Origin of the sequence: Comamonas terrae (assembly GCF_001544075.1) — a bacterium.
In the GTDB taxonomy this organism is placed as follows: Bacteria; Pseudomonadota; Gammaproteobacteria; order Burkholderiales; family Burkholderiaceae_C; genus Comamonas; species Comamonas terrae.
On the sequence record NZ_BCNT01000008.1, the window covers coordinates 213,464 to 239,180 of the forward strand.

Genomic DNA, 25,717 nt, shown 5'->3' on the forward strand with positions numbered 1-25,717 from the left:
AAACTCCTAAGGGGGTTTAGATGGAAGAAGAAATCGAAACAGGACGGCGGTAGGCATTGCCCAGCCAGACCAGCCCCAGGCCACCGGCGGCCAGGGCCGCTCCGGCCAGCGGCACGGCCGCATAGCCCAGGCCCTGCCCGATCACCGCGCCGCCCAGGGCCGCACCCACGGCATTGCCCAGGTTGAAGGCACCCACGTTGACCGACGAGGCCAGGCCGGGAGCCTGCGCGGCGGCCTGCATGACGCGCATCTGCACCGGCGGCACGATGCCGAAGGCCGCAGCGCCCCAGACCACGAGACCGATGGCCGCGCCCACATGGGTGGTCATCACCAGGGGCAGCACAGCCATCACGACAGCCAGCGCGCCGAGGATGAGCTTGGCAGCACCGTCCAGCGACCAGTCGGCCAGCTTGCCGCCGAGGCTGTTGCCCAGCGTGAAGCCGATGCCGATCAGCACCAGGGCAAAGGCCACGAAGCTCGGGCTGGCGTGGGTGATGTCAGCGAGCACCGGGGCCACATAGGTGTAGAGCGTGAACATGGCGCCCGCGCCCATCACCGTCGTGCCCATGGCCAGCAGCACTTCGGGGCGGGTCAGCACCTTCAGCTCGCGGCGCACGTCGGGGCGCGCACCAGGCGTGCCTTGCGGCAGGGCCAGCCACAGCGCGGCGATGGTGACCAGGCCCAGCACGGCCGTTCCGCCAAAGGCCACGCGCCAGCCGACCTGCTGGCCTATCCAGGTGGCCGCCGGCACGCCGCCGATGTTGGCAATGGTCAGGCCCATGAACATCATGGCGATGGCGCTGGCCTGCTTGTCCTTGGGCACCACGCTGGCGGCCACCACGGCGCCGATGCCGAAGAAGGCGCCGTGGTTGAGGCTGGTGATCAGGCGCGACAGCAGCAGCGTGGCATAGCTGGGCGCGAACGCCGACAGCAGGTTGCCCACGGTGAACAGCACCATCAGCGCCATCAGCGCGGCGCGCTTGCCGAAGCGGCTGAACAGCAGGGTCATGACCGGCGCGCCGGCCATCACGCCGATGGCGTAGGCCGAGACCAGCATGCCGGCCGTGGGAATGCTGACCTGCACGCCCTCGGCAATCACGGGCAGCAGCCCCATGGGCGTGAACTCGGTGGTGCCGATGGCAAATGCGCCGATCGCCAGGGCGGACAAAGCAGCAGCGGGTTTCATTGCAGTCTTTCTCGAAGTGAATAGGGGGAATCAGGGAATGGATCGCAGTGTCCCCGGTTTATATTTGCAGATTAAGCCCTGTATCAAACAAATACTCTTGAATTCAATTCAATAATGAAGACCACCCTCGATGAATTGCAGGCCTTTGCGGCCGTGGTGGACACGGGCTCGATCACCGCTGCCTCAGAGCTGCTGGGCCTGACGGTCTCGGCCACCAGCCGCACGCTGGGCCGCCTCGAGGAAAAGCTGCAGACCACGCTGCTGCGCCGCACCACGCGCCGGCTGGAACTGACCGAAGAAGGCGCCGCCTTTTTGCAGCGTGCGCGCGCCATCCTGGCCTCCGTCGACGAAGCGGAAGAACTGATGGCCGCACGGCGCATGCGCCCGGCCGGGCGGCTGCGCGTCGATGCGGCCACCCCCTTCATGCTGCATGTGCTGGTACCGCTGATCGCGGGCTTTCGCGAACGCTATCCCGAGGTCGAGCTGGAACTCAATTCCAACGAAGGCATCATCGACCTCATCGAAAAGCGCACCGACGTGGCCTTCCGCATCGGCGTGCTCAAGGATTCCACGCTGCATGCCCGCCCCGTGGGCACCAGCCAGGTCCGCGTGCTGGCCAGCCCCGTCTATCTGCAGCGCCACGGCCTGCCAGCCGAGCCGGGGCAGCTGGCGCGGCATGCGCTGCTGGGCTTTACCCAGCCCGAGTCGCTCAACGACTGGCCGCTGCGCGACGCGGCCGGCAACACCGTGCGCATCCGGCCCACGCTCGCCTCCTCCAGTGGCGAGACGCTGCGGCACATGGCGCTCGCAGGTCTGGGACTGGTCTGTCTTTCGGACTTCATGACACGCGAGGACCGCCGCAGCGGCCAGCTGGTGCAGCTGTTTGCCGGCCAGACGCTGGACGTGCGCCAGTCGATTAACGCGGTCTACTACCGCAACACCGCGCTGGCTGCGCGCATCACCTGCTTTGTGGACTATGTGGTCGAGATGCTGGGACGCAGGCCTTTCGAGGAATAAGCGCCGGCAAATCCCGCTCTACCGGCTGCCCAGGCTCAATCCGTTGCATTCTTGCCACCGCCGGGGCTGGGGAAGGCAGGCTCCAGTCCTGCCCAGCCCGGCCGCATCACGCGAATAAACACATACAAAACAACAACTTGCTCTCATGTATGGCCAATAGGCAAGGCCGCTTGGCAACCTGCAGCGCACGCGCACGCGATAAATCCCTCACAATCGGCACCCACCAAATGGCAAGGTATGTCATCGCCGATCGCGCAAGCAGCGTTGTTATCCAGGCGCTAAACCTGCCGAACCACAACAATGCAAGCCATGGCACAGACCCTGTGCAGCCCTGCTGCTTGTGTCATGACCTTCCAGAAACACTCGTATTCATGAGCGATAGCGAATCCACTTCAGAAGCCGGCCAGTTGCACCGGTCCCTCAAGGCCCGCCACATGTCGATGATCGCCATCGGCGGCTCCATCGGCACCGGGCTTTTCGTCGCCTCCGGCGCCACCATCTCGCAGGCCGGCCCCGGCGGCGCCCTGCTGGCCTACGTCATCGTGGGCCTGATGGTCTATTTCCTGATGACCAGCCTGGGCGAGATGGCGGCCCACATGCCGGTGTCCGGCTCGTTCGCCACCTATGGCGCCAAGTATGTGGACGAAGGCTTCGGCTTCGCCCTGGGCTGGAACTACTGGTACAACTGGGCCGTGACCATTGCGGTGGACCTGGTGGCCGCGCAGCTGGTGATGGCCTACTGGTTTCCCGGCATCGACGGGGTGCTCTGGAGCGCACTGTTCCTGGCCCTGATGTTCGGCCTCAATATTCTTTCGGCCCGGGGGTTCGGCGAATCCGAATTCTGGTTCGCCGCCATCAAGGTGACCACGGTGCTGGTCTTCATCGCCATCGGCATGCTGATGATCTTCGGCATCCTGCAGGGCGGCGCGCCCGAGGGCATCTGGGGCAATATCGCCAACTTCAGCATCGCGGACGCACCGTTTGCCGGCGGCTTTGCCGCGCTGATCGGCGTGGCCATGGTGGTGGGCTTTTCGTTCCAGGGCACGGAGCTGATCGGCATTGCGGCTGGCGAGTCCGAAGATCCCGCCAAGAACGTGCCCAAGGCCGTGCGCAAGGTGTTCTGGCGCATTCTGCTGTTCTATGTGTTCGCCATCCTGATCATCGGCCTGCTGATCCCCTATACCGATCCCAAGCTGCTCAAGAACGACCTGGGCGACATCGCCGTGAGCCCGTTCACGCTGGTGTTCGAGCGCGCCGGCCTGCTGTCGGCCGCCGCCGTCATGAATGCCGTGGTGCTGACCTCCGTGCTGTCGGCCGGCAACTCGGGCATGTATGCCTCCACCCGCATGCTCTACGCGCTGGCCACCCAGGGCATGGCGCCCCGGATCTTCGCGCGCGTCAATGCCCGCGGCGTGCCCGTGCTGGCCCTGCTGGCCACCACAGCCATTGCGGCGCTGTGCTTTCTGACCAATATCTTCAGCCCCAAGGTCGTCTACATCTGGCTGCTCAACCTGTCGGGCATGTGCGGCTTCGTGGCCTGGCTGGGCATTGCCGTCAGCCACTACCGCTTCCGCAAGGGCTGCGAGGCGCAGAACTACGATCTCGACAAGCTGCCCTACCGCGCCGCGGCCTTTCCGTTCGGCCCCATCTTCGCCTTCGTGCTGTGCCTGATCATCACGCTGGGCCAGAACTACGAGAACTTCCTGTCCGACAAGATCGACTGGGTCGGCGCCATTGCCACCTATATCGGCCTGCCGCTGTTCCTGGCCATCTGGTGGGGCTACAAGCTCGTCAAGGGCACACGCATCGTGAGGTACGAGGAGATGGACGTGCAAAGCACGCGCTGATCCCAGCGATTTTCATATTCCAGTTCAAGGCAGCACCGGCAACGGCGCTGCCTTTTTCATTTGCGGCATCCGGGCCGGACCGCATGCCGGTGCCATGCCAGTCCCGTGATGTCTTTCTTGAATTTTCTATTTTTTAATGAAAACGATTCTCATTTGATTTATCATCATCACAACCATTTACAAATCACCCCAAGCGCGCCGGATCGTCCATCGATACGGCAGCGCTTTTTACTTTCATGCTTGTTTCAATCGCTTGCGCGCTGGCCGTCACGCTGGCCGGCCTTGCCGCCGTGCTGGCTACCGAACGCGCCGCCAGCCGCATCACCGGCCGCACAGGCTGGCTGCTTTTCCTGCTGCTGCTCGCACTGGCCGTATCGATGCTGAAACGGCCGCAGGCCGGCGCCGAAGCAGCGGCCATCGCCACGCTCGGGCTCATGGCCGTCACTCCGCCGATCGCGGTCCTGATGGGCTGGCGCCAGCGCCGGGAGGCTGCGCATGGCCACCGCTGAACGCCCGGCCCGCGAGCCGGCGCGCCGGGCCACGCCGCCGCGGGATCTGCTGCACCATGGCCTGGTCGGCGGCCTGCTGGGCTTTCCGCTGGCCATCTGGCTCAGCGGCCTGCTGTATTACGCAGCCGATGCGGCGCAGGATCCAGCCACTTACCAGATCGCCATGTGGACGGTCCCGATGCTGTGGGCAGGCATCACGGCGCTGGCCTTAATGGCGCCTGGCAAGCGGGACTGCTGGCTGGCGCTGCTGGCGGCCAATGCACTGGCCTTTGGAGTGCTGAAGGCGGTACAGGCATGAAGGCAGCGACCGTACGCAACTACCTGTCGGTCCATACCTGGACCGGCATCCTGGCCGGCATGCTGCTGTTCATCGCGTTCTACGCGGGCGCGCTGTCCATGTTTTCGCCCGAGATCACGCACTGGGCCCGGGCCGAGCCCGAGCGGTCCGGCGCCAGCCAGGATGCCGACGCGCTGGCCGCGGCCTTTTTCCAGGCCCACCCCGAAGTCGAACGTGCCACGCTGGTGCTGGCATCCGAAAGCAATGCGGCGCCCTACATGCGCTGGGGCAGGCGCGGCCAGACGCCCCAACGGGTCGAACTCGACGGCCAGGGCCAGCTGCGCCCGCTGCCCGCGCCGGCCGCCGAAGCCGGCCAGTTTGTCGACCATATGCACCGCAAGGGCGGGCTGCCCATGCCCCGGGATACGGCCGAACCGGTGATCGGCATCGTGTCCATGCTCTATGCGCTGGCGCTGATTTCGGGCGTGGTCGTGCTGCTGCCCTCGCTGGTCAAGGATTTGTTCGTCGTGCGCTTCGGCCGCAACGTCAAGCGACTGTGGCTGGACCTGCACAACCTGCTGGGCATCGCGAGCCTGCCGTTCCACGTGGTGATGGCGCTGTCGGCCGCGGTGTTCTGCCTGCATGACTGGATCTACGATGCCCAGGGCCGCTGGGTCTACCCCCAGGGCCTGCGCGCCATCGAAGCCCAGGCGCAGCTGCCGCGCATGCCGGTGCCGCTGGACCCCACGGCCTGGCGCACACCCACCCTACTCGCGGCGGACGCCGCCGGCATCGTGCCGGGCTTTGCCGCCACGGCGCTCGACTACCGGGGCCTGGGCACACCCAAGGCAAGCGTCTTCCTGGCCGGCACCGAGGATGTGCATTTCAAGCGCCGCCCGCGCGAAGGCTTCGTGGTGCTCGACCCCGCCTCGGGCACCCAGCTGCAGGACGGAATGACCCCGGGCCAGGGCTCGGCCAAGGCCCGCACCCTGGTCAGCTTCTTCTCGCTGCATTTCGGCAGCTATGGCGGCGAACCCGTGCGCGTGCTTTATGCCGTATTGGGCGTGATGGGCGCAATGCTGTTCTATACCGGCAATGTGCTGTGGATCGAAAGCCGCAGCAAGCGCCTGCGCGCCCCGGCCGGGTCCCAGCCGTCCGGTGTCGAGCAGCCCCGCCATGTGCGCTGCATTGCCGCACTGAACCTGGGCGTGTGCCTGGGCTGCGTTGCCGGCCTGCCTGCGGCGCTGGTGGCAGCCCGCTGGCTGAGCGCCACGGCGCCGGACCCGGACCGGGTGCTGCAAGGCACGTACTACGCCGTCTTCGCAGCCTGCATCGGCTATGCCTTTGCGCGCGGGGCGCAGCGCGCCGCAGCGGGGCTGCTGGCCGCCGCCGCGCTGGCCACGGCGCTGATTCCGCTCACCAGCCTGGCCATGCCGCTGCTCGCCCAGGCCTGGCCATGGGCCCAGGCGCTGGACAAGCCCTATGCACGCGGCCTGCTGTTTGTCGACGGCCTGTCGGCCGCCGGGGCAGCGCTGCTGGCCTGGATGTCCTGGAAGGCCCATGGCCGCAGGCCGCGCGGGCCGCTGCAGCAGCCCTCCAAGTCCCCTGTTTCTTCCTCTGCCTCTGCACAACATGAATAAATCCGTGTTCACTCCCCGAGCTCTGCCGCTGGCATGTGCCGCCGCCCTGGCCTGCATGGCCCTGCCCGCCGCGGCCCAGTCCGCCCCCACCCTGCCCGAGGTCGCCGTCACCGGCGAACAGGATCCCGAAGCCCTGCCTTCGGCCGCGCCCGGCGGCAAGGCCGCCCAGGGCCTGCGCCTGGGGGTTCTGGGCAACACCGATGTGCTCGATGCCCCCGTCAGCGCCACGGCCTATACCCAGCAGGCCATCCAGGACCAGCAGGCCCGCACGCTGGCCGACGTGCTGCAAAGCGATCCCTCGGTGCGCTACACCACCAACAGCGGCCACATGCTCGAGCATTTCCGCATCCGCGGCCTGGACGTGAACGGCCCCAGCGTGGCCTACGGCGGCCTGTACGGCATGGCGCCCAAGGGCCATATCCCCACCGAGATGATCGAGCGCGTCGAAGTGCTGCGCGGCCCCAGCACCATGCTGGGCGGCATGGCGCCGGACAGCAATCTGGGCGGCAGCATCAATCTGGTGCCCAAGCGCGCCGGGGCCCGGCCTGTCACCGAGATCACCACCTCGTACTCTTCGGACTCCTACTTTCAGGCCCATGCCGACGTCGGCCGGCGGTTTGGCGAAGAAGGCCGCCTGGGCCTGCGCTTCAACGGCGCGTATGGCGGCGGCGACACCGGCGTGGCCGAGCAGCACAAAGGCCGCCGCCTGGGAGCGCTGGCACTGGACTACCAGGGCGACAGCTGGAACGTCACCGTCGATGCCTACAGCAGCCGCGAAACCATCCGCAACGGCAGCCAGGCCATGTACGGCCTGGCCACGCGGCGCGGCAACGTGGTCGGCATAGGCCGGCTGGTGCCCGTACCGGACAGCGACGTCAACGCCTTCCGCGGCACGAACGGCCGCTTCGACGACGACGGAATCACCGTGCGCGGCGAGCTGCGCCTGGCACCCGACTGGACGGCCTACGCCGCCGCCGGCGCCGTCAACAGCCACGGCCAGGGCCTGATGTTCGGCACGCGCATGATCGTCACCGGCGACAACGGCGCCGCCAAGGGCTATGTCTACAACGTGGACACCATCACGCGCGACCGCGTCGCCGAGATCGGCGTGCGCGGCAAGTTCGCCACCGGCACCGTCAGGCACACGCTCAACATCACGGCTTCGGCGCTCAACCACAAGGACGGCAGCTCCAGCCGCGCCGCCGAGGGCTGGGACCAGAACATCTACGACCCCGTCACGCCGCCCTTCCCCGCCGCGCCTGCGCCTGCCCGGTTCAGCATCGACAACGACCTGCGCTCGCTGGCCGTGGTCGACACGCTGGACATGCTGGACGGCCGCCTGCTGCTCACCCTGGGCGCGCGCCTGCAGAACGTCAGGCAGATCAACGGCTACGACGAATCGCGCGTCTCGCCCTCGGCCGGCGTCGTGGCCAAGCCCTGGGGGCCGAACACCTCGCTGTACGCCAATTACATGGAAGGCCTGTCGCCCGGCCAGATCGTGCCCTTCAATGCCGGCTACACCAACGCCGGTCAGTCCTTCGCGCCCTACCGCACCCGGCAGGTGGAACTGGGCGTCAAGCACCGCCAGGGCGCGCTCACGCATACGATCAGCCTGTTCCAGATCGATAGGCCCACGCTGATCACGGCAGCCGACGGCAAATCCATGTACGAAGGCGGCAAGCAGCGCGTGCGCGGCGTGGAATGGACGGCCTTCGGCCAGATCGCGCCCACGCTGGAGCTGCTGGGCGGCCTCGCCTATACCCAGGCCCTGCAGCGCAACACCGGCAAGGACAGCTACGGCGTTCCGGGCTGGACGGCCAACCTGGGCCTGGACTGGACCACCCCCATCGAGAACCTGAGCCTGGGCGGCCGCGTGGTCTATACCGGCCGCCAGTGGGTCGATTCGGCCAACACCCTGCGCCTGCCCGGCTCGCACCGCTTCGATGTCAGCGCCCGGTACAAGACCCGCGTGGGCCGCACGCCGGTCACCATCAACGGCTACATCGAGAACCTGACCGACCGCGCCTACTGGTCCGGCATGTTCGCCGACGGCTATGCCATGCCGGCGCCGCCGCGCACCTTCCGCCTCGCGGCCACGTTCTCGTTCTGAGGCCGCCGGGCCTGCCGCGGGCTCAGACGCCCAGCGGCAGGTCCGACTTCTTGAGCGTGCGCAGCACGAAGCTCGACTGGCTGTGGCGTATGCCCTTGATCTTGTAGAGCTTCTCGCGCAGCAGGCGCTCGTAGTCGCGCGTGTCCCTGACCACCACGCGCAGCAGGTAGTCGTATTCGCCCGAGACCAGATGGGCCTCCACCACCTCCGGGATGGTGGCCAGCACCTCGCCGAACTTCTCCAGCGTGTTGTCGGAGTGGCTGTCCAGCGTGACCATGACCAGCACCGTGTCGGCCAGCCCCAGCGCCTGGGGATTGAGACGCACCGTGTAGCCTTCGATCACGCCGGATTCCTCCAGCTTCCTGATGCGTGCCCAGCACGGCGATGCGCTCAGGCCCACGGCGGCGCCGATTTCCTGCAGGCTGGCGCGCGCATTACCCTGCAACACGGAAAGAATCTTTTTATCCAAGGCATCCATAGCCTTGAATTTATCGCTTTTTGCACATCAACAGAAAAATTTTCTGTAGCAAACCCATATTCGCAGAATTTAAAGCAACCCTTTCTGCGATGCAACATGCACACTGAAGTCCATGGAAGCACGTTTACCGACGCAGCAACCCCATTCAAGCAGCACCGTTGTTTACCGTCAGCGCCAGGTTGCCTGATCCGCCCTCCGGACCCGTTCCAGGCCGCGCCGCTTACCCGCAGTGGCGCGGCCTGTTGCATTTGCGGGCAGGCCTGGAAAGCTCCCATGGCCATAGCAGCCAGCGCCATCTGCATATTGATTTCATGAATCAATTAACCTGCAATCCAAGTTATTCATGCGCAAGCTGCTATCAAAACAGGACCTCCCTGCGGACACCCCCGCGCAAACCCGCGTGGTGCAGTGCAAAAAACCGTGCCTAAAATGGCGCTCGTCAGGAGAGAGTGCAAGCCGGCCCCGGCCATGCACCGCCGAAGGCGCAGGCCCAGCTTGGCTGGCCCCGAACGCTCAGGCAAAAGGACTGGCGACCGCAGGCAGGCCCCGGCTTGCCGGCGTTCCTTGCTGGAGAGAGATGCCGCCCGCCGGCATCCACCGAAGGAGCAAGCCGCAGCCCTGGCGCAGCGGTGAATCTCTCAGGTAAAGCGGACAGCAGGGCAAGCCCGCCACGCATGGCCCTGCCGTGCATGGCACAACCCTTGGTTCATGACCGGAGCGCTTGCCTGTGACCCCTGTTTCCGCTGCCGATGCCAAAGCATCCCCCTCGCCCGCTTCGCCGGCAGGCGAGCTGCTGACCACGCCGCTGTTCGCCCTGCACCAGGAACTGGGCGCGCGCATGGTGCCGTTTGCCGGCTACTCCATGCCCGTGCAGTATCCGCAGGGGCTGATGGCCGAGCATCTGCACACCCGCCGGTCGGCCGGCCTGTTCGACGTCTCCCACATGGGCCAGCTGCTGCTGCGCGGCCCGCAGGCGGCACTGGCGCTGGAGTCGCTCATGCCCGTGGACGTGCAGGGACTGGGCCTGCACAGGCAGCGCTACGGCCTGCTGCTCAACGACGAAGGCGGCATTCTGGACGATCTGATGTTCGTCAACCGAGGCGACGACCTGTTCCTCATCGTCAACGGCGCCTGCAAGCAGGCCGACATCGCGCATATCCGCACCCGCATCGGCCAGCGCTGCGAAGTCGTGCCGCTGCCCGAGCGGGCCCTGCTGGCGCTGCAGGGCCCCAAGGCCGTGCAGGCCCTGGCGCGGCTGCTGCCCCATGTGACCAGCCTGGTCTTCATGAGCGGCAACCACTTCGACTGGCAGGGCCACCGGCTCTACATCACGCGCAGCGGCTATACGGGCGAGGACGGCTTCGAGATCTCCGTGCCCGCGGCCGGCGCCCAGGCGCTGGCCCGCGCGCTGCTGGCCCAGCCCGAGGTCGCGCCCGTGGGCCTGGGCGCGCGCAATTCGCTGCGGCTGGAAGCCGGCCTGTGCCTGTACGGCAACGACATCGACACCAGCACCACGCCGGCGCAGGCCAGCCTGGGCTGGGCCATCCAGAAGGTGCGGCGCAGCGGCGGCGAGCGCGAAGGCGGATTCCCCGGCGCCAGCCGCGTGCTGGCCGAACTCCAGGATCCCGGCCGGCTGCCGCGCAAGCGCGTGGGCCTGGTGGCGCTGGAGCGCATCCCCGTGCGCGAGAGCGCCGTGCTCGAGAACATGGATGGCCAGCACATTGGCCACATCACCAGCGGCCTGCTCAGCCCCACGCTCGACAAGCCCGTGGCGCTGGCCTATGTGCAGCCCGACTATGCGGCCGTCGGCACGCAGGTCTTCGCCATGGTGCGCGGCAAGCCCGTGCCCATGCAGGTGACGGCCACGCCGTTCGTGCCGGCCAACTACTACCGGGGCTGAGCCGGTTTTCATCCGAAGCGGCGCTGCAAACCGCTACAGTGCGGGCTGACCTTTCTCAAAACCCGATTTTGTTTCCCCATCTGGAGTTTCCATGAGCATCCAATATTCCAAAGAACATGAGTGGATCAATGCCGCCGACACCAACGCCGCCGTGGTCGGCATCACCCTGCATGCGCAGGACGCGCTGGGCGACGTGGTGTTCGTCGACCTGCCCGCCGTGGGCGCCACCTTCAAGCAGGGCGAGGTGGCCGGCGTGGTGGAGTCCGTCAAGGCCGCTGCCGATGTCTACATGCCCGTGACCGGCGAGATCGTGGAAGTCAACGAAGCTTTGCGCGCCGACCCGGCCCTGGCCAACAGCGATCCTCTGGGCGCCGGCTGGTTCTTCAAGGTCAGGATGAGCGATGCCGGCGAGCTGGCCGGCCTCATGGACGAAACCGCCTACAACGATTTCGCCAGCAACAGCTAAGCCCTGCCAAAGCCCCCGCAAGCGGTTTGCCGGGGCTTTTTCACTGGAGCCGGCCGCGCATGCGGCACGCACGCTCCGCCAGCCATCGCTTCCGAGAATCTTTTGAGATTAGGTCAACTCCATGCTGATGTCGCCCCCTTCCCCCGCCGAGACCCTGCAGTCGCTGGAAAACCCCGGTGAATTCGTGCCCCGCCATATCGGCATCGATGCGCAGGACGAAGCCCATATGCTGTCCGTGATCGGCGAAGCCTCGCGCGCCGCGCTCATGGACTCCATCGTCCCGCCCGCCATCCGGCGCAGCCGCCCCATGCAGCTGCCGGCCGCCGTTTCCGAGGCCCAGGCGCTGGCCGAACTCAAGGCCATCGCGGCCAGGAACAGAATATTCAAGAACTTCATCGGCCAGGGCTACTACGGCACGCATACGCCGGGGGTCATCCTGCGCAACGTGCTCGAGAATCCCGCCTGGTACACCGCCTACACGCCCTACCAGGCCGAAATTTCCCAGGGCCGCATGGAAGCGCTTGTCAACTTCCAGACCATGGTCTGCGACCTGACCGGCATGCCGATCGCCAACGCCTCCATGCTCGACGAAGCCACGGCCGCCGCCGAGGCCATGACGCTGGCCAGGCGCGCCGCCAAATCCAGAAGCGACACGCTGGTGATTGCGGGCGACACCCATCCCCAGACCATAGAGGTCATCCGCACCCGTGCCGCGCCGCTGGGCATCCAGGTGGTCGTGGCCAATTCCAAGGAGGAGTGGGAGGCCGCGCTGGCCGGCGACTTCTTTGCCGCGCTGATCCAGTATCCGGCCAGCAGCGGCTGGATCGCGGACTGGCAGGCCGACGTGCAGGCCATCCACGCCAAGCAGGCGGCCGCCATCTTCGCCGCCGACCTGCTGGCCCTGACGCTGATCACGCCGCCCGGCGAATGGGATGCCGATATCGTGGTGGGCAGCACCCAGCGCTTTGGCATGCCCATGGGCGCCGGCGGCCCGCATGCGGCCTTCATGGCCTGCCGCGATGAATACAAGCGCTCCCTGCCCGGCCGCCTGGTCGGCGTGAGCGTGGATGCGCACGGCCGCCCCGCCTACCGCCTGGCGCTGCAGACGCGCGAACAGCACATCCGCCGCGAAAAGGCGACCTCCAACATCTGCACGGCCCAGGTGCTGCCCGCCGTGGTCGCCAGCATGTATGCGGTCTACCACGGCCCCCAGGGCCTGACCCGCATCGCGAAGCGCGTGGCGCGGCTCACGGCCATCCTGAGCCGCGGCCTGGCCCATCTGGGCTATCACAGCCGCCACCACGACACGGCCTTCGACACCATTTCGCTGCACACGCGTGAAGCTACCGATTCCATAGCTGCCCGCGCTGCATCCATGGGCGCAAACCTGAGAAAAGCCTGGGATGAATACCTGTGCATCAGCCTGGACGAGACCAGCACCCGCGCCGACGTGGAGCTGCTGTGGACCGTCTTCGCGCAGGACGGCCAGCCGCTGCCGACCATTGCCGCCATGGACGAAGGCCTGCCCTCGCTGATTCCGGAGGCGCTGCAGCGCAGCAGCAGCTTTCTGGCGCATCCGGTGTTCAACACCCATCATTCAGAGACAGCCATGCTGCGCTACATCCGCAGCCTTTCCGACAAGGATCTGGCGCTGGACCGCTCGATGATTCCGCTGGGCTCGTGCACCATGAAGCTCAATGCCACCAGCGAGATGATTCCCATCACCTGGCCCGAGTTCGCCAACATCCATCCCTTCGCTCCCGCCGACCAGCTGGCCGGCTATGCCGAGCTGGATGCACAGTTGCGCCGCTGGCTGTGCGAGGCCACGGGCTATGCGGGCGTGAGCCTGCAGCCCAATGCCGGCAGCCAGGGGGAATATGCAGGCCTGCTGGCCATCAGGGGATGGCATGCCAGCCGCGGCGAGGCGCACCGCAACATCTGCCTGATCCCCAGCAGCGCCCACGGCACCAATCCCGCCAGCGCCCAGATGGTGGGCATGCAGGTGGTCGTCACCCAATGCGACGACAACGGCAACGTGGATCTGGCCGACCTGCAGGCCAAGTGCGAGCAGCACAGCGCCAACCTGGCCTGCGTGATGATCACCTACCCCAGCACGCACGGCGTGTTCGAAACCCAGGTCAGGGAGCTGTGCGCCCTGGTGCACCGCCACGGCGGCCGCGTCTACGTGGACGGCGCCAACATGAATGCCCTGGTCGGCGTGGCCGCGCCAGGTGAATTCGGCGGCGACGTGAGCCACCTGAACCTGCACAAGACCTTCTGCATTCCCCACGGCGGCGGCGGCCCCGGCGTGGGCCCGGTCTGCGTGGTGGAGGACCTGGTCCCCTTCCTGCCCGGCCACGCAACGGGCGGAATGGATTCAAGAACAGGAGCCGTCAGCGCAGCGCCCCTGGGCAATGCGGCCGTTCTGCCCATCAGCTGGATGTATATCCGCATGATGGGTGCCGAAGGCCTCAAGCAGGCCACCGAAACGGCCATCCTCAGCGCCAACTACATCAGCGCGCGCCTGCGCCGGCATTACCCCACGCTGTACGCATCGGCCAACGGCCATGTGGCACATGAATGCATCCTGGACCTGCGCGGGCTGAAGGAAACCTGCGGCGTGATGGCCGAGGATGTGGCCAAGCGCCTGATCGACTACGGCTTCCATGCGCCCACGCTGTCCTTCCCCGTGGCCAACACCCTGATGGTGGAGCCCACCGAAAGCGAGCCGCTGGCCGATATCGACCGCTTTGTCGCCGCCATGATCGCCATCCGCGAAGAAATCCGCGAGATCGAGGCCGGCCGGTGGCCGCGCGAGGACAATCCGCTCAAGAACGCGCCCCACACCGCCGAGCAGGTGGCCAGCGATGACTGGCAGCATGCCTACAGCCGCGAAACCGCGGCCTATCCGCTGGCCGCGCTGCGACACGGCAAATACTGGTCGCCCGTGGGCCGGGTCGACAACGTCTACGGGGACCGCAACCTCTTTTGCAGCTGCGTGCCGCTGGCAGAGCCTGCCGGCTGAAGCAGCGGGGCCATCGGCCATTTGCAGGCCGGACGCGCGCGGTCGGTCCGGGGCTCTTACACTTGCGCAGGCGCACTGAGGCGTTGCGCCTTCCTTCGGGAGGGCACACCGCGCCGCTTTGCCTGTGCAAGTTCCAGCCTTTTGCCACCTTTCTGCAACCGCCCGCATGCTCCGACCGAAACGCTCCCGATGGCCTCTGGCCAGTGCCGTACTGCTGTTGCTGGCAGCCGCGGCCGTCTATCAGGGCATTTTGCTGCGCGCCAAGCTGGAGATCGGCGGGGCCGAGCCGCAGCCTGCGGTGACCGGCCGGGTGCAGAACCTCCACCAGCGCGCCATGCAGCAATACTGCACGGGCCTGGTCCGCACGCCCAGAAACACCTGGCTCGTGGGCCGGCTCGAAGATGCCCACGACATCACCCCCCAGCCCGAAGGCTCCGTTCAGCTCGATACCCTGGTCTATGGTGGCAAGCGCGCCGCGCAGGCGCCGCCGGAGGACTGGGGCACGCCCTGGAATGCCTGGCACCGCAAGCCCGAGCAGACCACCTATGTCTCGCGCCTGGCCGAAGACGGCATCTTCCATGAAGTGGCCCGGCTCAACGGTACGGGCTGCCTGCTCGCCACGCCCGATGGTTCCACGCTGTATCTGCTGACCGATCTGGAACGGCCGCAGGCTTCGGAGGCGAAACCTGCGCTGGAGCAGACCGCCGTGCTGCGCAGCGACGACCAGGGCCAAAGCTGGCAATGGCTGGAGAGCGGCTGGCTGCCGCAGGTGAACTGGCAGGCTTGGAGCATGCGCCCGCAGTTCCACGGAGACCGGGAAGTCTGGGCATGGAGGGATTTCGAATTCGGTGAAGAGCAAGCCGCGCCGACGCAAGGCAGCCCCAGCGGCCTGTTCTATTCGCCGGACCTGGGCCGCACCGTGGAATCCGTCGCGGCATCCGCGCCGCTGCTCAAGACGCTGGACGACCTGCGCGGCAAGGCGCCTGCCGATGCCGACTGGGGCGACATCAACGGCAGGCATGGCCGCATACGGGCGCATGTCGTCCAGTACGGCCCGGACCAGGCCGTGCTCTGGATCAGCCAGACCTTCATGTATGGGCCGCCCGGCGGCCCCCACCTGGATACCTCGATCAGCGTCAGCACCCGCGCCGAGCTGCGCCGCAGCGCCGGCCGCTGGGACATGGCCTTGCCCGAGCACATGGAAGGCTTTGCCGTCACCGAGCTGCAGGCCAACAGTGCCGGCAGGACGATTGCCGTGCTGCAGCGCGACGGCCAGCCCCTGCCCCGGGTGGCCGAATGGAACAGCACCGGCCGGACCTGGGTGGACTACGGGCCGCTGCCCAGCCCGTTCCACCCCCTGGCTTCCTCGTCCGGCCTGCGCGACTTCCGGGTCGGAGACAAGGTGCTGCTGGCCAACACCATGAGCAGCTACCAGGTGCCGCGCTGGCTCTCCCCCGTACGCGACTCCAGCATCTCGGCCAATGCGGTCTTCTATTCCAGCGACTGGGGCGCTTCCTGGCACAAGCTCGCGATCGACGGCTACCTGGGCGTGCTGGGCTTCGAGCCTAGCACCGGCCGGGTCCACTGGGCCCAGGGCAACTGGTACAACAGCCGCGACCTCCAGATCCACAGCTACGACCTGGAGCCGGGCGGCAAGCCCTAGGCGGCGGTCGTGCGCCGGAAAACGGCCTGCGGCTTGTTGGCGGCCTGCGAGGCGCTTACACTGCGCCTACTTTTTGCAACCCTTGGGTCTGCAATGTATTTCCCGCCATGAGCAGCCCAGAACCCACGCCCCCTCTCGACGACGAACCGGACAGCCTGCCCCTGCATGCACTGCTGGCCCCCGGCTCCCCGGCTCCCGCCCTGTCGTCGGACATACGCCCCATCGTTCCCGAAGACGAGGATCCGCTGCAGGCGCTGGTTGCCGAGCTGCGCAACTACCAGCGCGAGCTGGAACTGCAGAACGAGGTGCTCAACTACAGCCAGGCCGTGGCGGAAAGCGCCTCGGAGCGCTTCGAGGCCCTGTTTGCCAACATTCCCCTGCCCCTGCTGGTGCTCGACGAGCACGACATGGTGGTGCAGGCCAATGCCATGGCCCACAGCGCCTTCCAGCCCACGGAGCGGGACCGGCTGCTGGTCAACTTCATGCCGTTCGTGCACGCGCACGACGTGGAGCGCGTGCGGCAGGCGTTTGCGCTCGCGCACGAGCAGGGCAGCGCCCAGGCCTACGAAGTCGCCTTCGACATCAACGAGGAAATCCAGCTGTGGGGCGACCTGCATATCGCCTGCATCTCGGTGCGCCAGCAGAACGGCCAGTCCGCGCCCCAGTTCCTGTGCGCCATGGTCAACCAGGGGCCGCTGCTGGCGGAGCGCCAGACGCTGCAGGAGCGCAACCTGCAGCTGCATGCGAGTGAAAAGCGCCTGGAATCCATCATCAACTCCTCGCTGGATGCCATCATCTGCGTGGATGCGAACCAGCGCATCACCGTCTTCAATCCCACGGCAGCCGCCCTGTTCCTGTGCTCGCCCCATGATGCGCTGGGCAGCCCCCTGGATCGCTTCCTGCCCGACGCGGCACGCGCACTGGCCTTTGCGCCGCTGACCACCCAGGCCATTCTGGGCGAGATGGCCGCGCGCACCGCCAGCGGGCGCGAGGTGCCGGTCGAAGTCAGCGTCTCGTTCGAACACCACAACAACGGCGACACCACCACCGTTTTCGCCCGCGACCTGACCAGCCGCAAGAAGGCCGAGGCGCAGCGCGGCGCCCTGGAGTCGCAGCTGCGCGAATCCCACAAGATGCAGGCCGTGGGCACCATGGCCGGCGGTATCGCCCACGACTTCAACAACATCGTGGGCGCCATCCTCGGCAACGTCGAACTGGCCAAGGCCGACTGCAGCGACAACCCGGCAGCGCTGGAAAGCCTGCGCGAAATCGAGAAGGCCGGCCGCCGCGCGCGCGACCTGGTGCGCCAGATCCTGACCTTCAGCCGCAACGATGCGCCCGAGCGCCGCATCGTGCAGGTCAGCGAGGTCATGCAGGACACGGCCCGCCTGCTGCGCGTGACCCTGCCGCCGGCCATCGAGCTGCAGATACGCATGACCGTGCCCGTGCCGCCGCTGCTGGCCGACCCGACCCAGGTCGAGCAGGCGCTGTTCAACCTGTGCAACAACGCCATGCATGCGCTGGGCGAGGCCCGCGGCCTGATCCAGATGGAAGCCCATCTGACCCAACCCGAAGCCCATGCCTGCGCGCGCCTGGGCCTGCCCCATGCCAGCTACATCACGCTCTCGGTACAGGACAACGGCCCGGGCATGGACGTGGCCACGCAGCAGCGCATCTTCGAGCCCTTCTTCACCACCAAGCCGGTCGGCCAGGGCACAGGCCTGGGCCTGTCGGTCGTGCATGGCGTGATGCGGACCCACGGCGGCGCCGTGGACGTGTTCAGCGTTCCGGGCCAGGGCAGCCGCTTCACGCTGTACTTTCCGCTGGTCGACACCGAGATGCCCGCCTCGCTGGGCGGCATCCCTGCCTCCCATGCGCGCCATCCCGCTGCGGATCTCGCTCCGGCGGCAGCACTGCCGGCAGGAGCAGCCACCCCGGATGCGGCCCGGCACATCATGTATGTGGACGACGACCAGGCACTGGTATTCCTCGTGACGCGACTGCTGCGCCGGCGCGGCTATACCGTCAGCGGCTTCACCGATCCACACGAGGCACTGGCCCGGCTGCAGACCGATCCGTCCGGCGTCCACCTGCTCGTGACGGACTACAACATGCCCGGCTACAGCGGCGTGGACCTGGTGCGCGAGGCCCTGCAGGCCCAGCCGGCGCTGCCCGTGGCCCTGGCCTCGGGCTATGTCACGGCGGAGATCGAGCAGGCCGCGCTGAGCGCCGGCGCACGCGCACTGATACACAAGCCCAACGATGTGGAGGAGCTTTGCGCCACCGTCCACCGGCTGCTGCATGAGTGAGATTCCAGAGGGTCTGGTCTGCCGGCATGAAGACGAGGATCTGCTGGTGCTGGAAAAGCCCGCGGGCCTGCTGTGCGTGCCGGGCCGCGGCCACGACAAGCAGGATTGCCTGAGCGCGCGTGCCCTGCGGCGCTGGCCCGATGCACTCGTCGTGCACCGGCTGGACCAGGCCACTTCCGGCCTGGTGGTGATGGCGCGCGGCCTGCACAGCCAACGCCTGCTGAGCCAGGCCTTTGCGCAGCGGCAGGTGGAAAAGCGCTATGCCGCCGTGGTTGCCGGCCGGCTCGACCCGCTGGCCGGCCAGGTATCCCTGCCGGCGGCAAGCCTTCCCTACTTCGCGGAGCAAGCACGGCCAGAGCCTGCGCCGCGGCGCGGCATGGCGCGTCCCCCGGAAGGCCGCATACCCGCCGACCCCGTACCCGCCGGCTGGCAAGTAGTTGATCTACCGATTGCCGCCGATTGGGAGCGGCGTCCGCTGCGCATCATCGACGCGCGGCTGGGCAAGCCCAGCCGAACCCTGTGGCAGGCCGTGGCGCAGGAAACCTGGAACTCGCATGCCTGCACGCGGGTGCTGCTCAGCCCCGTCACGGGCCGCACGCACCAGTTGCGGGTGCATATGGCAGCACTCGGCCATCCCATTCTGGGCGACGCCCTCTATGGCGATGAAAACAGCTCCGGCTGGGCTCCCCGCCTGCTGCTGCATGCCTGCCACCTCGCGCTGCGGCATCCCGGCACGCAGGAGCTGCTCCATTTCGAGTCGCCGGCGCCTTTTTGAGGAATGTCTAGACAGGCTTCGTCATTTCGTCGCAAAACCGCAACAAAATCAAGCTGCAAGACGCTCGAAACACTTGCAACCCTGCAGATCGTCAGGCCAATTGCGGCATCGTGCACCGCCCTGTTTCTGCAGGCTTTTCCTTTTGACATCAAAGCGCTGCCAGCGCAGGCCCAGATGGCCCGGCGTGCTATGCAGTGCGTAGCGAAAAGCGCGTAAAAAAACCAGCCCCGGGATACCCTGTTGCCAACGGTAACCGCTGGTTTAATCTGGCAGCCTTCGCAAAGCCCGGCCCCAATTTCGCGGCGGGCTGCGCTTTTTCCGAACACTTACGCATTTGAAGGAAGTCCTCATGAGCATTCCGTTCCGCATGCATACCGTCGTCGCGGCCATCGGCCTGGCAGGTGCTGCATTGCTCTCCAGCGCCCATGCCCAAGTCAAGATCGCCATGGTGGTTCCTACGACCGGCCCTCTGACCCAGTATGGCGACATGGTCAAGGAAGGTGTGAACACCGCCGTGGAAATGGCCAATGCCGCCGGCGGCATCAACGGCAAGAAGATCGAGCTGGTGGCCGTGGACGACGCCTGCGAACCCAAGCAGGGCCCCGTGGCCGCCAACCGCGTGGTCAACAGCAAGATCGGCTACGTGATCGGCCCCGTGTGCTCGGGCGCCTCGATTGCCGCGGCGCCCATCTACAACAACGAAGGCGTGGTCGTAGTGACCCCCTCGGCCACCTCGCCCGCGCTGACCGACGGCAAGAACTACCACTTCATCTTCCGCACCATCGGCCGCGATGACCAGCAAGGCCCCGCCGCTGCCAAGTTCATCATCGAGAAGATCAAGCCCAAGAAGGTTGCCGTGCTGCACGACAAGCAGTCGTACGGCCAGGGCATCGCCTCCTCCGTGCGCGACGACCTGAAGAAGGCCAACGTGCCCGTGGCCCTGTTCGAAGGCATCAATGCCGGCGACAGCGACTACTCCGCGGTGATCACCAAGCTCAAGAGCGCCGGCGTGGACTTCGTCTACTACGGCGGCTACCACCCCGAAATGGGCCTGCTGCTGCGCCAGGCCGCCGAGCAGGGCCTGAAGGTCCGCATGATGGGCCCCGAAGGCGTGGGCAACCCTGAAGTCAACGCCATCGCCGGCCCCGCCGTCGAAGGCATGCTGGTGACCCTGCCCGCAGACTTCTCGGCCAACCCCAAGAATGCCGCCGTGGTCAAGGCCTTCAAGGACAAGAAGCGCAATCCCTCGGGCGCCTTCCAGCTGACCTCGTTCGCCGCCACCCAGGTGCTGCTGGACAGCATCAAGGCTGCAGGCGACAACCCCGCCAAGGTGGCCGACCACATGCACAAGAGCACGTTCGAAACCGTGCTGGGCCCCGTGGCCTGGAACCAGCAGGGCGACCTGAAGTCCTTCGACTTCCAGGTGTTCGAATGGCACAAGGACGGCAGCAAGTCCGTCGCCAACAAGTAATCCACCTCACTCTTCCGGGGTGCGTCGGGCCAAGGCCCGGCGCCCCCGGTTGTTTGCTATTTGGCCCTCGGGCCTTTTCCTGTTTACGGGTGGCATTGCATGTCTGACTTAGTACCCCAGCTGATACAACAGCTATTCAACGGGCTCTCACTCGGAGCCATTTACGCCCTGATCGCCATTGGCTACACCATGGTCTACGGCATCATCGGCATGATCAATTTCGCGCATGGCGACATCTACATGATCGGCGCCTACATCGGTTTGGTCACCCTCTCGGCGGTCGGCACCCAAAGCGGGCTGCCGGTCTGGGCCATCATCGGCCTCATGCTCGTGGTCTCTGTCTTCATCACCGGCGTCTATGGCCTGGTGGTGGAACAGGTGGCCTACAAGCCCGTGCGCAAGAGTCCCCGCCTGGTGGCGCTGATCTCTGCCATCGGCATGTCCATCTTCCTGCAGAACTGGGTGGCCCTGGGCCAGGGTGCGCGCGACATGGCCGTGCCTTCGCTGATTCCCGGCGCCCTGCGCTTCGGCACCGAAGGCGGCTTCGAGGTCTATGTGCCCTACTCGCGCATCCTGATCATCGTGGTCACCGTGGTGCTGATGGTGCTGCTGACGCTCTACATCAAGCGCTCGCGCATGGGCCGCGCCTCGCGCGCCTGCGCCCAGGACATGCACATGGCCAATCTGCTGGGCATCGACACCAACAAGGTGATCTCCTTCACCTTCGTGCTGGGCGCCATGCTGGCGGCCGTGGGCGGCGTGCTGATCGCGCTGGCCGTGGGCAAGCTCAATCCCTTCATCGGCTTTCTGGCGGGCATCAAGGCCTTCACGGCAGCCGTGCTCGGCGGCATCGGCTCCATTCCCGGCGCCATGCTGGGCGGCGTGATCCTGGGCGTGGCGGAAACCTTCGCCGCAGCCTATATCTCCTCGGAATACAAGGACATCGTGGCCTTCGGCCTGCTAGTGATGATCCTGATGTTCCGTCCTACCGGCCTGCTGGGCAAACCTGAAGTGGAGAAGGTCTGATGAAATACAGCTTTTCCGCTTCTTTGCGCGATGCGCTGATTTCCACGGTCATGACAGCCATCGTGGTCGCGCCCATCTTCAGCCTGCACCTGGAGCGCGCCGGCGGGCGCACCGTCGTGGTGCCCGACTGGCGCATGACGGCCTGGGCATGCCTGGCCGTCTTCATCGTGCAGATGCTCAAGCCCCTGCTCGCCGGCAGGCTGCCCAGGGTCGAGCTGCCGGCCCTGCCGGACGTGAAGCCGGCCACCCGCAACGTCATGATCTTCGTGGCGCTGATGCTGGCGGCCTCGTGGCCCTTCTTCGCGGGCCGCAATGCCGTGGACATCGCGACGCTGGCCATGATCTACGTGATGCTGGGCCTGGGCCTGAACGTGGTCGTGGGCTTTGCCGGCCTGCTGGATCTGGGCTTCGTGGGCTTTTATGCCGTGGGTGCCTATACCTACGCGCTGCTGTACCACTGGGCCGGCTGGTCCTTCTGGGAAGCACTGCCGCTTGCCGGCCTGGCCTCGGCGACGTTCGGCTTCGCGCTGGGCTTTCCCGTGCTGCGCCTGCGCGGCGACTACCTGGCCATCGTGACGCTGGGCTTCGGCGAAATCATCCGCCTGCTGCTGACCAACCTGACCGGCTTCACGGGCGGCCCGGACGGCATCTCCAGCATTCCCAAGCCTTCGGTGTTCGGGCTGGAAATGGCACGCTCGCCCTCGGTCGAGGGCGGCACCACCTTCCACCAGTTCTTCGGCCTGGAATTCAATTCCATGCACATGGTGATCTTCCTGTACTTGATGGCGCTGCTGCTGGCCATGGTGACGCTGTTCATCAGCAACCGCCTGATCCGCATGCCCATCGGCCGGGCCTGGGAGGCGCTGCGCGAGGACGAGATCGCCTGCCGCTCGCTGGGCCTGAACCCCATGAAGATCAAGCTCTCGGCCTTCACGCTGGGCGCCATGTTCGCGGGCTTCGGCGGCGCCTTCTTCGCGGCGCGCCAGGGCATCGTCAACCCCGAGTCGTTCACCTTCATCGAGTCGGCGCTGATCCTGGCCATCGTGGTGCTGGGCGGCATGGGATCGCAGCTGGGCGTGATCCTCGCGGCCATCATCCTCACCACCCTGCCCGAGCTGGCGCGCGAATTCTCCGAATACCGCATGCTGATCTTCGGCCTGGTCATGATTCTGATGATGATCTGGCGCCCGCAGGGCCTGCTGCCCATGAAGCGCCATCATGTGGAGGTGAAGTGATGAACCGCTGCTTCGCTCTCATTTTGATAACTACAACCGAAGACTGGGCAAGCGCATGAGCGAGTATTTGCTAGAAGTCAAAGACCTGTGCATGCGCTTTGGCGGCCTGCTGGCCGTGGACAACGTGGGCTTCAACGTGCGTCCGCAGGAAGTGTTTGCCATCATCGGCCCCAACGGCGCCGGCAAGACCACGGTGTTCAACTGCATCAGCGGTTTCTACCAGCCCTCGGGCGGCTCCGTCGTCCTGGACGGCAGGAGCATCGCCGGGCAGAGCAGCCACCAGGTGGCCAACCACGGCGTGGTGCGCACCTTCCAGAACGTGCGCCTGTTCAAGCACATGACCGTGCTGGAGAACCTGCTGGTGGCCCAGCATCGCCAGTCGCGCTCCACGCTGCTCGGCGGCCTGTTCAACACGGCGGGCTATCGCCGCTCGGAAGAGGAGAAGATCGAGAACGCGCTCAAGTGGCTGGACGTCATGGGCCTGCGCTCCTTCGTCAACCGCGAAGCCGGCAACCTGGCCTACGGCCACCAGCGCCGCCTGGAGATCGCGCGCTGCATGATCACCAAGCCGCGCGTGCTCATGCTCGACGAGCCGGCCGCCGGCCTGAATCCGCAGGAGAAAAAGGACCTGCAGGGCCTGATCGACCAGCTGCGCCGCGACTACGGCGTGGCCGTGCTGCTGATCGAGCACGACATGGGCCTGGTCATGGGGGTGTCCGAGCGCATCCTGGTCATGGAATATGGCAAGCCCATCGCAACGGGCGTGCCCGATGCCATCCGCAACGATGAACGGGTCATCAAGGCCTATCTGGGAGAAGCCTGATGACGGCCATGCTGCAAGTACAGAACCTGTCCACCCACTACGGCGCAATCTGCGCCGTGGACAACGCCAGCCTGCAAGTGAACCAGGGGGAGATCGTCTCGCTGATCGGCTCCAACGGCGCCGGCAAGACCTCGCTGCTGATGACCATCTGCGGCACGCCGCGCGCCAGCGGCGGCAAGGTCTTCTACGAGGGCGAGGACATCACGCAGATGTCCACGCACCACATCATGCGCAAGGGCATCGCGGTCTCGCCCGAGGGACGCCGCATCTTTTCGGACCTCACGGTCACCGAGAACCTGCAGATGGGCGGCTTCTTCCTCGACAAGGCGGCGATCGAGGCCGGCATCGAGCATGTGTTCGGCCTGTTCCCGCGCCTGCGCGAACGCGCCGGCCAGCGTGCCGGCACCATGTCAGGCGGCGAGCAGCAGATGCTGGCCATCGGCCGCGCGCTCATGAGCAAGCCGCGCCTGCTGCTGCTGGACGAGCCCACGCTGGGCCTGGCCCCGCTGGTCATTGCGCAGATCTTCGAGATCATCCAGACCATCCGCGCGGCAGGCGTCACGGTGTTCCTCGTCGAGCAGAATGCCAACCGCGCCCTGCAGATCGCCGACCGCGGCTATGTGCTGGAGACCGGCAAGGTGGTGCTCGAGGACACGGGCGCCAACCTGCTGACCAACGACGCGGTGCGCCGCGCCTACCTGGGCGCCTGACGCCGCCCCCTCGCCGGAAAGCCCCTGCAGCTTGCGGCTGCAGGGGCTTTTTTTCAACGCCGGGCCGCCCCAGGATCAAAAGCGCCCCCTTGGGGGCGGCGAACATCCGAAGCGTGGGAGCGTGGGGCCATTTTCCATGCTGCCACCGCGTGCCGGAGCAAGCCCGTCAGCGCCGGCGCCGCACCCGGCTGAGCCTCCAGGGTGGTTCCCATACGCAGAAGCACGTGCATGGGGTGGCCAGCAAACGACCGTAAGATTCCCGCATGACCAAGCATCTGACGATTTTGACCGGCGGCTCGCGCGGCATGGGCCTGGCCATGGGCCAGCAGCTGCTGCGCCAGGGCCACACCCTGCTGAGCATTGCCCGCAGGAGCAGCGAGACCCTTGCCGCAAGCGCCGCCAGTCCGGCGCAGCTGATCCAGTGGCAGCAGGACCTGGCCCAGAGCGCCGCGGCCGCCCAGCGCCTGGGCACCTGGCTGCGAGCATTGCAGGCCGATGACTGGGCCAGCATCACCCTGATCAACAATGCCGGCGTGATCCCGCAGATCGCGCCGCTGTCGCAGCTGCCGGCCGCCGACCTGATCAATGCGCTGCGCGTGGGCCTGGAAGCGCCCATGGCCATGACCGGCGCCTTCCTGGCCGCCACGGCCGACTGGAAAGCCGAGCGCAAGGTGCTCAACATCTCTTCGGGCCTGGGCCGCCGGCCCATGGCTTCGCAGGCCAGCTATTGCACGGCCAAGGCCGGCATGGACCAGTACAGCCGCTGCGTCGCGCTTGAGGAAGCCGCCAAGCCCCACGGCGCGCGCATCTGCTCGCTGGCGCCCGGCGTCATCGATACCGATATGCAGGTGCAGCTGCGCAGCGCCGACCAGAGCGATTTTCCGGACGTCGGCAATTTCGCCCAGCTCAAGGCCACCGGCAAGCTCACCTCGCCCGAGGAAGCTGCTGCACGCGTGCTGGCCTGGCTGGAGCGGCCCGATTTCGGCGAACAGGTCGTCGCCGATGTACGCCAGCCCTGAGCTTTTGCAGCCGCTACAGATGGAATAGCTGCCGGCGCCCGACTCGCAAGCGCTGGCGGCCTGTTTCATCAAAAATTCTCATTCATCCCGCGCCCTGTGCCTTCCCGGTACGCCGATCGCACGCATGGCTGCTTTGCCCGATAGGAACGGCTGCCATCGCGCCGGCAGCCATGGCAAGGTCCGGGACGTGGCAGAATGGTCCGCATGCTGTGCATGCACATCTAGCAACAA

20 protein-coding genes and 2 riboswitches are annotated in these 25,717 nt (G+C 66.5%); of the genes, 18 read left to right on the plus strand and 2 right to left on the minus strand.

Annotated features, from left to right (window positions below):
• Window positions 1–16 precede the first annotated feature (16 nt).
• Window positions 17–1,186, minus strand: coding sequence for an MFS transporter (locus tag Cte04_RS13790; protein WP_066478667.1), 1,170 nt, complete (start codon window positions 1,184–1,186; stop codon window positions 17–19).
• Window positions 1,187–1,300: 114 nt separating this feature from the next.
• Between Cte04_RS13790 and Cte04_RS13795 the strand changes: the two genes are divergently transcribed.
• From Cte04_RS13795 to Cte04_RS13820, 6 genes are all read left to right on the plus strand, one after another.
• Window positions 1,301–2,203, plus strand: a complete 903-nt coding sequence (locus Cte04_RS13795; RefSeq protein WP_066478670.1) for a LysR family transcriptional regulator — start codon at window positions 1,301–1,303, stop codon at window positions 2,201–2,203.
• Between the two features lie 371 nt (window positions 2,204–2,574).
• Window positions 2,575–4,050, plus strand: coding sequence for an amino acid permease (locus Cte04_RS13800; RefSeq protein ID WP_066478673.1), 1,476 nt, complete (start codon window positions 2,575–2,577; stop codon window positions 4,048–4,050).
• A gap of 236 nt (window positions 4,051–4,286) precedes the next feature.
• Entirely contained in the window at window positions 4,287–4,559 is a 273-nt protein-coding gene (locus Cte04_RS13805; RefSeq protein ID WP_066478676.1) for a hypothetical protein, read from the plus strand.
• Window positions 4,546–4,857, plus strand: coding sequence for a hypothetical protein (locus Cte04_RS13810; RefSeq protein ID WP_066478678.1), 312 nt, complete (start codon window positions 4,546–4,548; stop codon window positions 4,855–4,857). Before Cte04_RS13805 ends, Cte04_RS13810 begins: the two co-directional genes overlap by 14 nt.
• The gene (locus tag Cte04_RS13815; RefSeq protein WP_066478681.1) at window positions 4,854–6,476 is read left to right on the plus strand and encodes a PepSY-associated TM helix domain-containing protein; all 1,623 of its coding nucleotides are present in this window, start codon (window positions 4,854–4,856) and stop codon (window positions 6,474–6,476) included. Before Cte04_RS13810 ends, Cte04_RS13815 begins: the two co-directional genes overlap by 4 nt.
• A gap of 4 nt (window positions 6,477–6,480) precedes the next feature.
• Window positions 6,481–8,586: a TonB-dependent receptor gene (locus Cte04_RS13820; protein ID WP_245633376.1), complete on the plus strand. Its 2,106-nt coding sequence runs from the start codon at window positions 6,481–6,483 to the stop codon at window positions 8,584–8,586.
• 22 nt (window positions 8,587–8,608) lie between these two features.
• Here Cte04_RS13820 and Cte04_RS13825 read toward each other — a convergent pair whose 3' ends face one another.
• Complete coding sequence (locus Cte04_RS13825) at window positions 8,609–9,064, minus strand: Lrp/AsnC family transcriptional regulator (protein ID WP_066478697.1); 456 nt, start codon at window positions 9,062–9,064, stop codon at window positions 8,609–8,611.
• A 430-nt stretch (window positions 9,065–9,494) separates the two neighbouring features.
• A riboswitch (glycine riboswitch) is annotated at window positions 9,495–9,603 on the plus strand.
• A gap of 18 nt (window positions 9,604–9,621) precedes the next feature.
• A riboswitch (glycine riboswitch) is annotated at window positions 9,622–9,729 on the plus strand.
• A gap of 125 nt (window positions 9,730–9,854) precedes the next feature.
• Here Cte04_RS13825 and gcvT point away from each other — a divergent pair.
• The 12 genes from gcvT (at window position 9,855) to Cte04_RS13885 (ending at window position 25,486) form a co-directional block, all read left to right on the plus strand.
• Entirely contained in the window at window positions 9,855–10,964 is a 1,110-nt protein-coding gene (gcvT, locus tag Cte04_RS13830) for a glycine cleavage system aminomethyltransferase GcvT (protein ID WP_281178780.1), read from the plus strand.
• A gap of 91 nt (window positions 10,965–11,055) precedes the next feature.
• Window positions 11,056–11,430 carry a glycine cleavage system protein GcvH gene (gene gcvH / locus Cte04_RS13835; protein ID WP_066478699.1) on the plus strand — a complete coding sequence of 125 codons (375 nt, stop codon included), beginning with the start codon at window positions 11,056–11,058 and terminating at the stop codon, window positions 11,428–11,430.
• Window positions 11,431–11,551: 121 nt separating this feature from the next.
• A complete protein-coding gene (gcvP, locus tag Cte04_RS13840) occupies window positions 11,552–14,455 on the plus strand; it encodes an aminomethyl-transferring glycine dehydrogenase (RefSeq protein ID WP_066478705.1) in 2,904 nt (967 codons plus the stop codon).
• Between the two features lie 166 nt (window positions 14,456–14,621).
• On the plus strand, window positions 14,622–16,118 hold the full coding sequence (locus Cte04_RS13845) for a hypothetical protein (protein WP_066478710.1): 1,497 nt from the start codon (window positions 14,622–14,624) through the stop codon (window positions 16,116–16,118).
• Between the two features lie 107 nt (window positions 16,119–16,225).
• Window positions 16,226–18,427 carry a PAS domain-containing hybrid sensor histidine kinase/response regulator gene (locus Cte04_RS13850; protein WP_066478715.1) on the plus strand — a complete coding sequence of 734 codons (2,202 nt, stop codon included), beginning with the start codon at window positions 16,226–16,228 and terminating at the stop codon, window positions 18,425–18,427.
• Window positions 18,420–19,202, plus strand: a complete 783-nt coding sequence (locus Cte04_RS13855; RefSeq protein ID WP_066478723.1) for an RluA family pseudouridine synthase — start codon at window positions 18,420–18,422, stop codon at window positions 19,200–19,202. The genes Cte04_RS13850 and Cte04_RS13855 overlap by 8 nt, the downstream gene beginning before the upstream one ends.
• A gap of 349 nt (window positions 19,203–19,551) precedes the next feature.
• Complete coding sequence (locus tag Cte04_RS13860) at window positions 19,552–20,673, plus strand: branched-chain amino acid ABC transporter substrate-binding protein (RefSeq protein WP_066478725.1); 1,122 nt, start codon at window positions 19,552–19,554, stop codon at window positions 20,671–20,673.
• A 99-nt stretch (window positions 20,674–20,772) separates the two neighbouring features.
• Window positions 20,773–21,699 (plus strand): high-affinity branched-chain amino acid ABC transporter permease LivH, encoded by a 927-nt coding sequence (gene livH / locus Cte04_RS13865; RefSeq protein ID WP_066478727.1) that lies wholly within the window; start codon window positions 20,773–20,775, stop codon window positions 21,697–21,699.
• A complete protein-coding gene (locus Cte04_RS13870) occupies window positions 21,699–22,934 on the plus strand; it encodes a high-affinity branched-chain amino acid ABC transporter permease LivM (protein WP_066478729.1) in 1,236 nt (411 codons plus the stop codon). Before livH ends, Cte04_RS13870 begins: the two co-directional genes overlap by 1 nt.
• 55 nt (window positions 22,935–22,989) lie before the next feature.
• On the plus strand, window positions 22,990–23,757 hold the full coding sequence (livG, locus tag Cte04_RS13875; RefSeq protein ID WP_066478732.1) for a high-affinity branched-chain amino acid ABC transporter ATP-binding protein LivG: 768 nt from the start codon (window positions 22,990–22,992) through the stop codon (window positions 23,755–23,757).
• Window positions 23,757–24,467, plus strand: a complete 711-nt coding sequence (locus Cte04_RS13880; RefSeq protein WP_066478735.1) for an ABC transporter ATP-binding protein — start codon at window positions 23,757–23,759, stop codon at window positions 24,465–24,467. Before livG ends, Cte04_RS13880 begins: the two co-directional genes overlap by 1 nt.
• 263 nt (window positions 24,468–24,730) lie before the next feature.
• Window positions 24,731–25,486 (plus strand): SDR family NAD(P)-dependent oxidoreductase, encoded by a 756-nt coding sequence (locus Cte04_RS13885; RefSeq protein WP_066478738.1) that lies wholly within the window; start codon window positions 24,731–24,733, stop codon window positions 25,484–25,486.
• The last annotated feature ends 231 nt before the right edge of the window (window positions 25,487–25,717 follow it).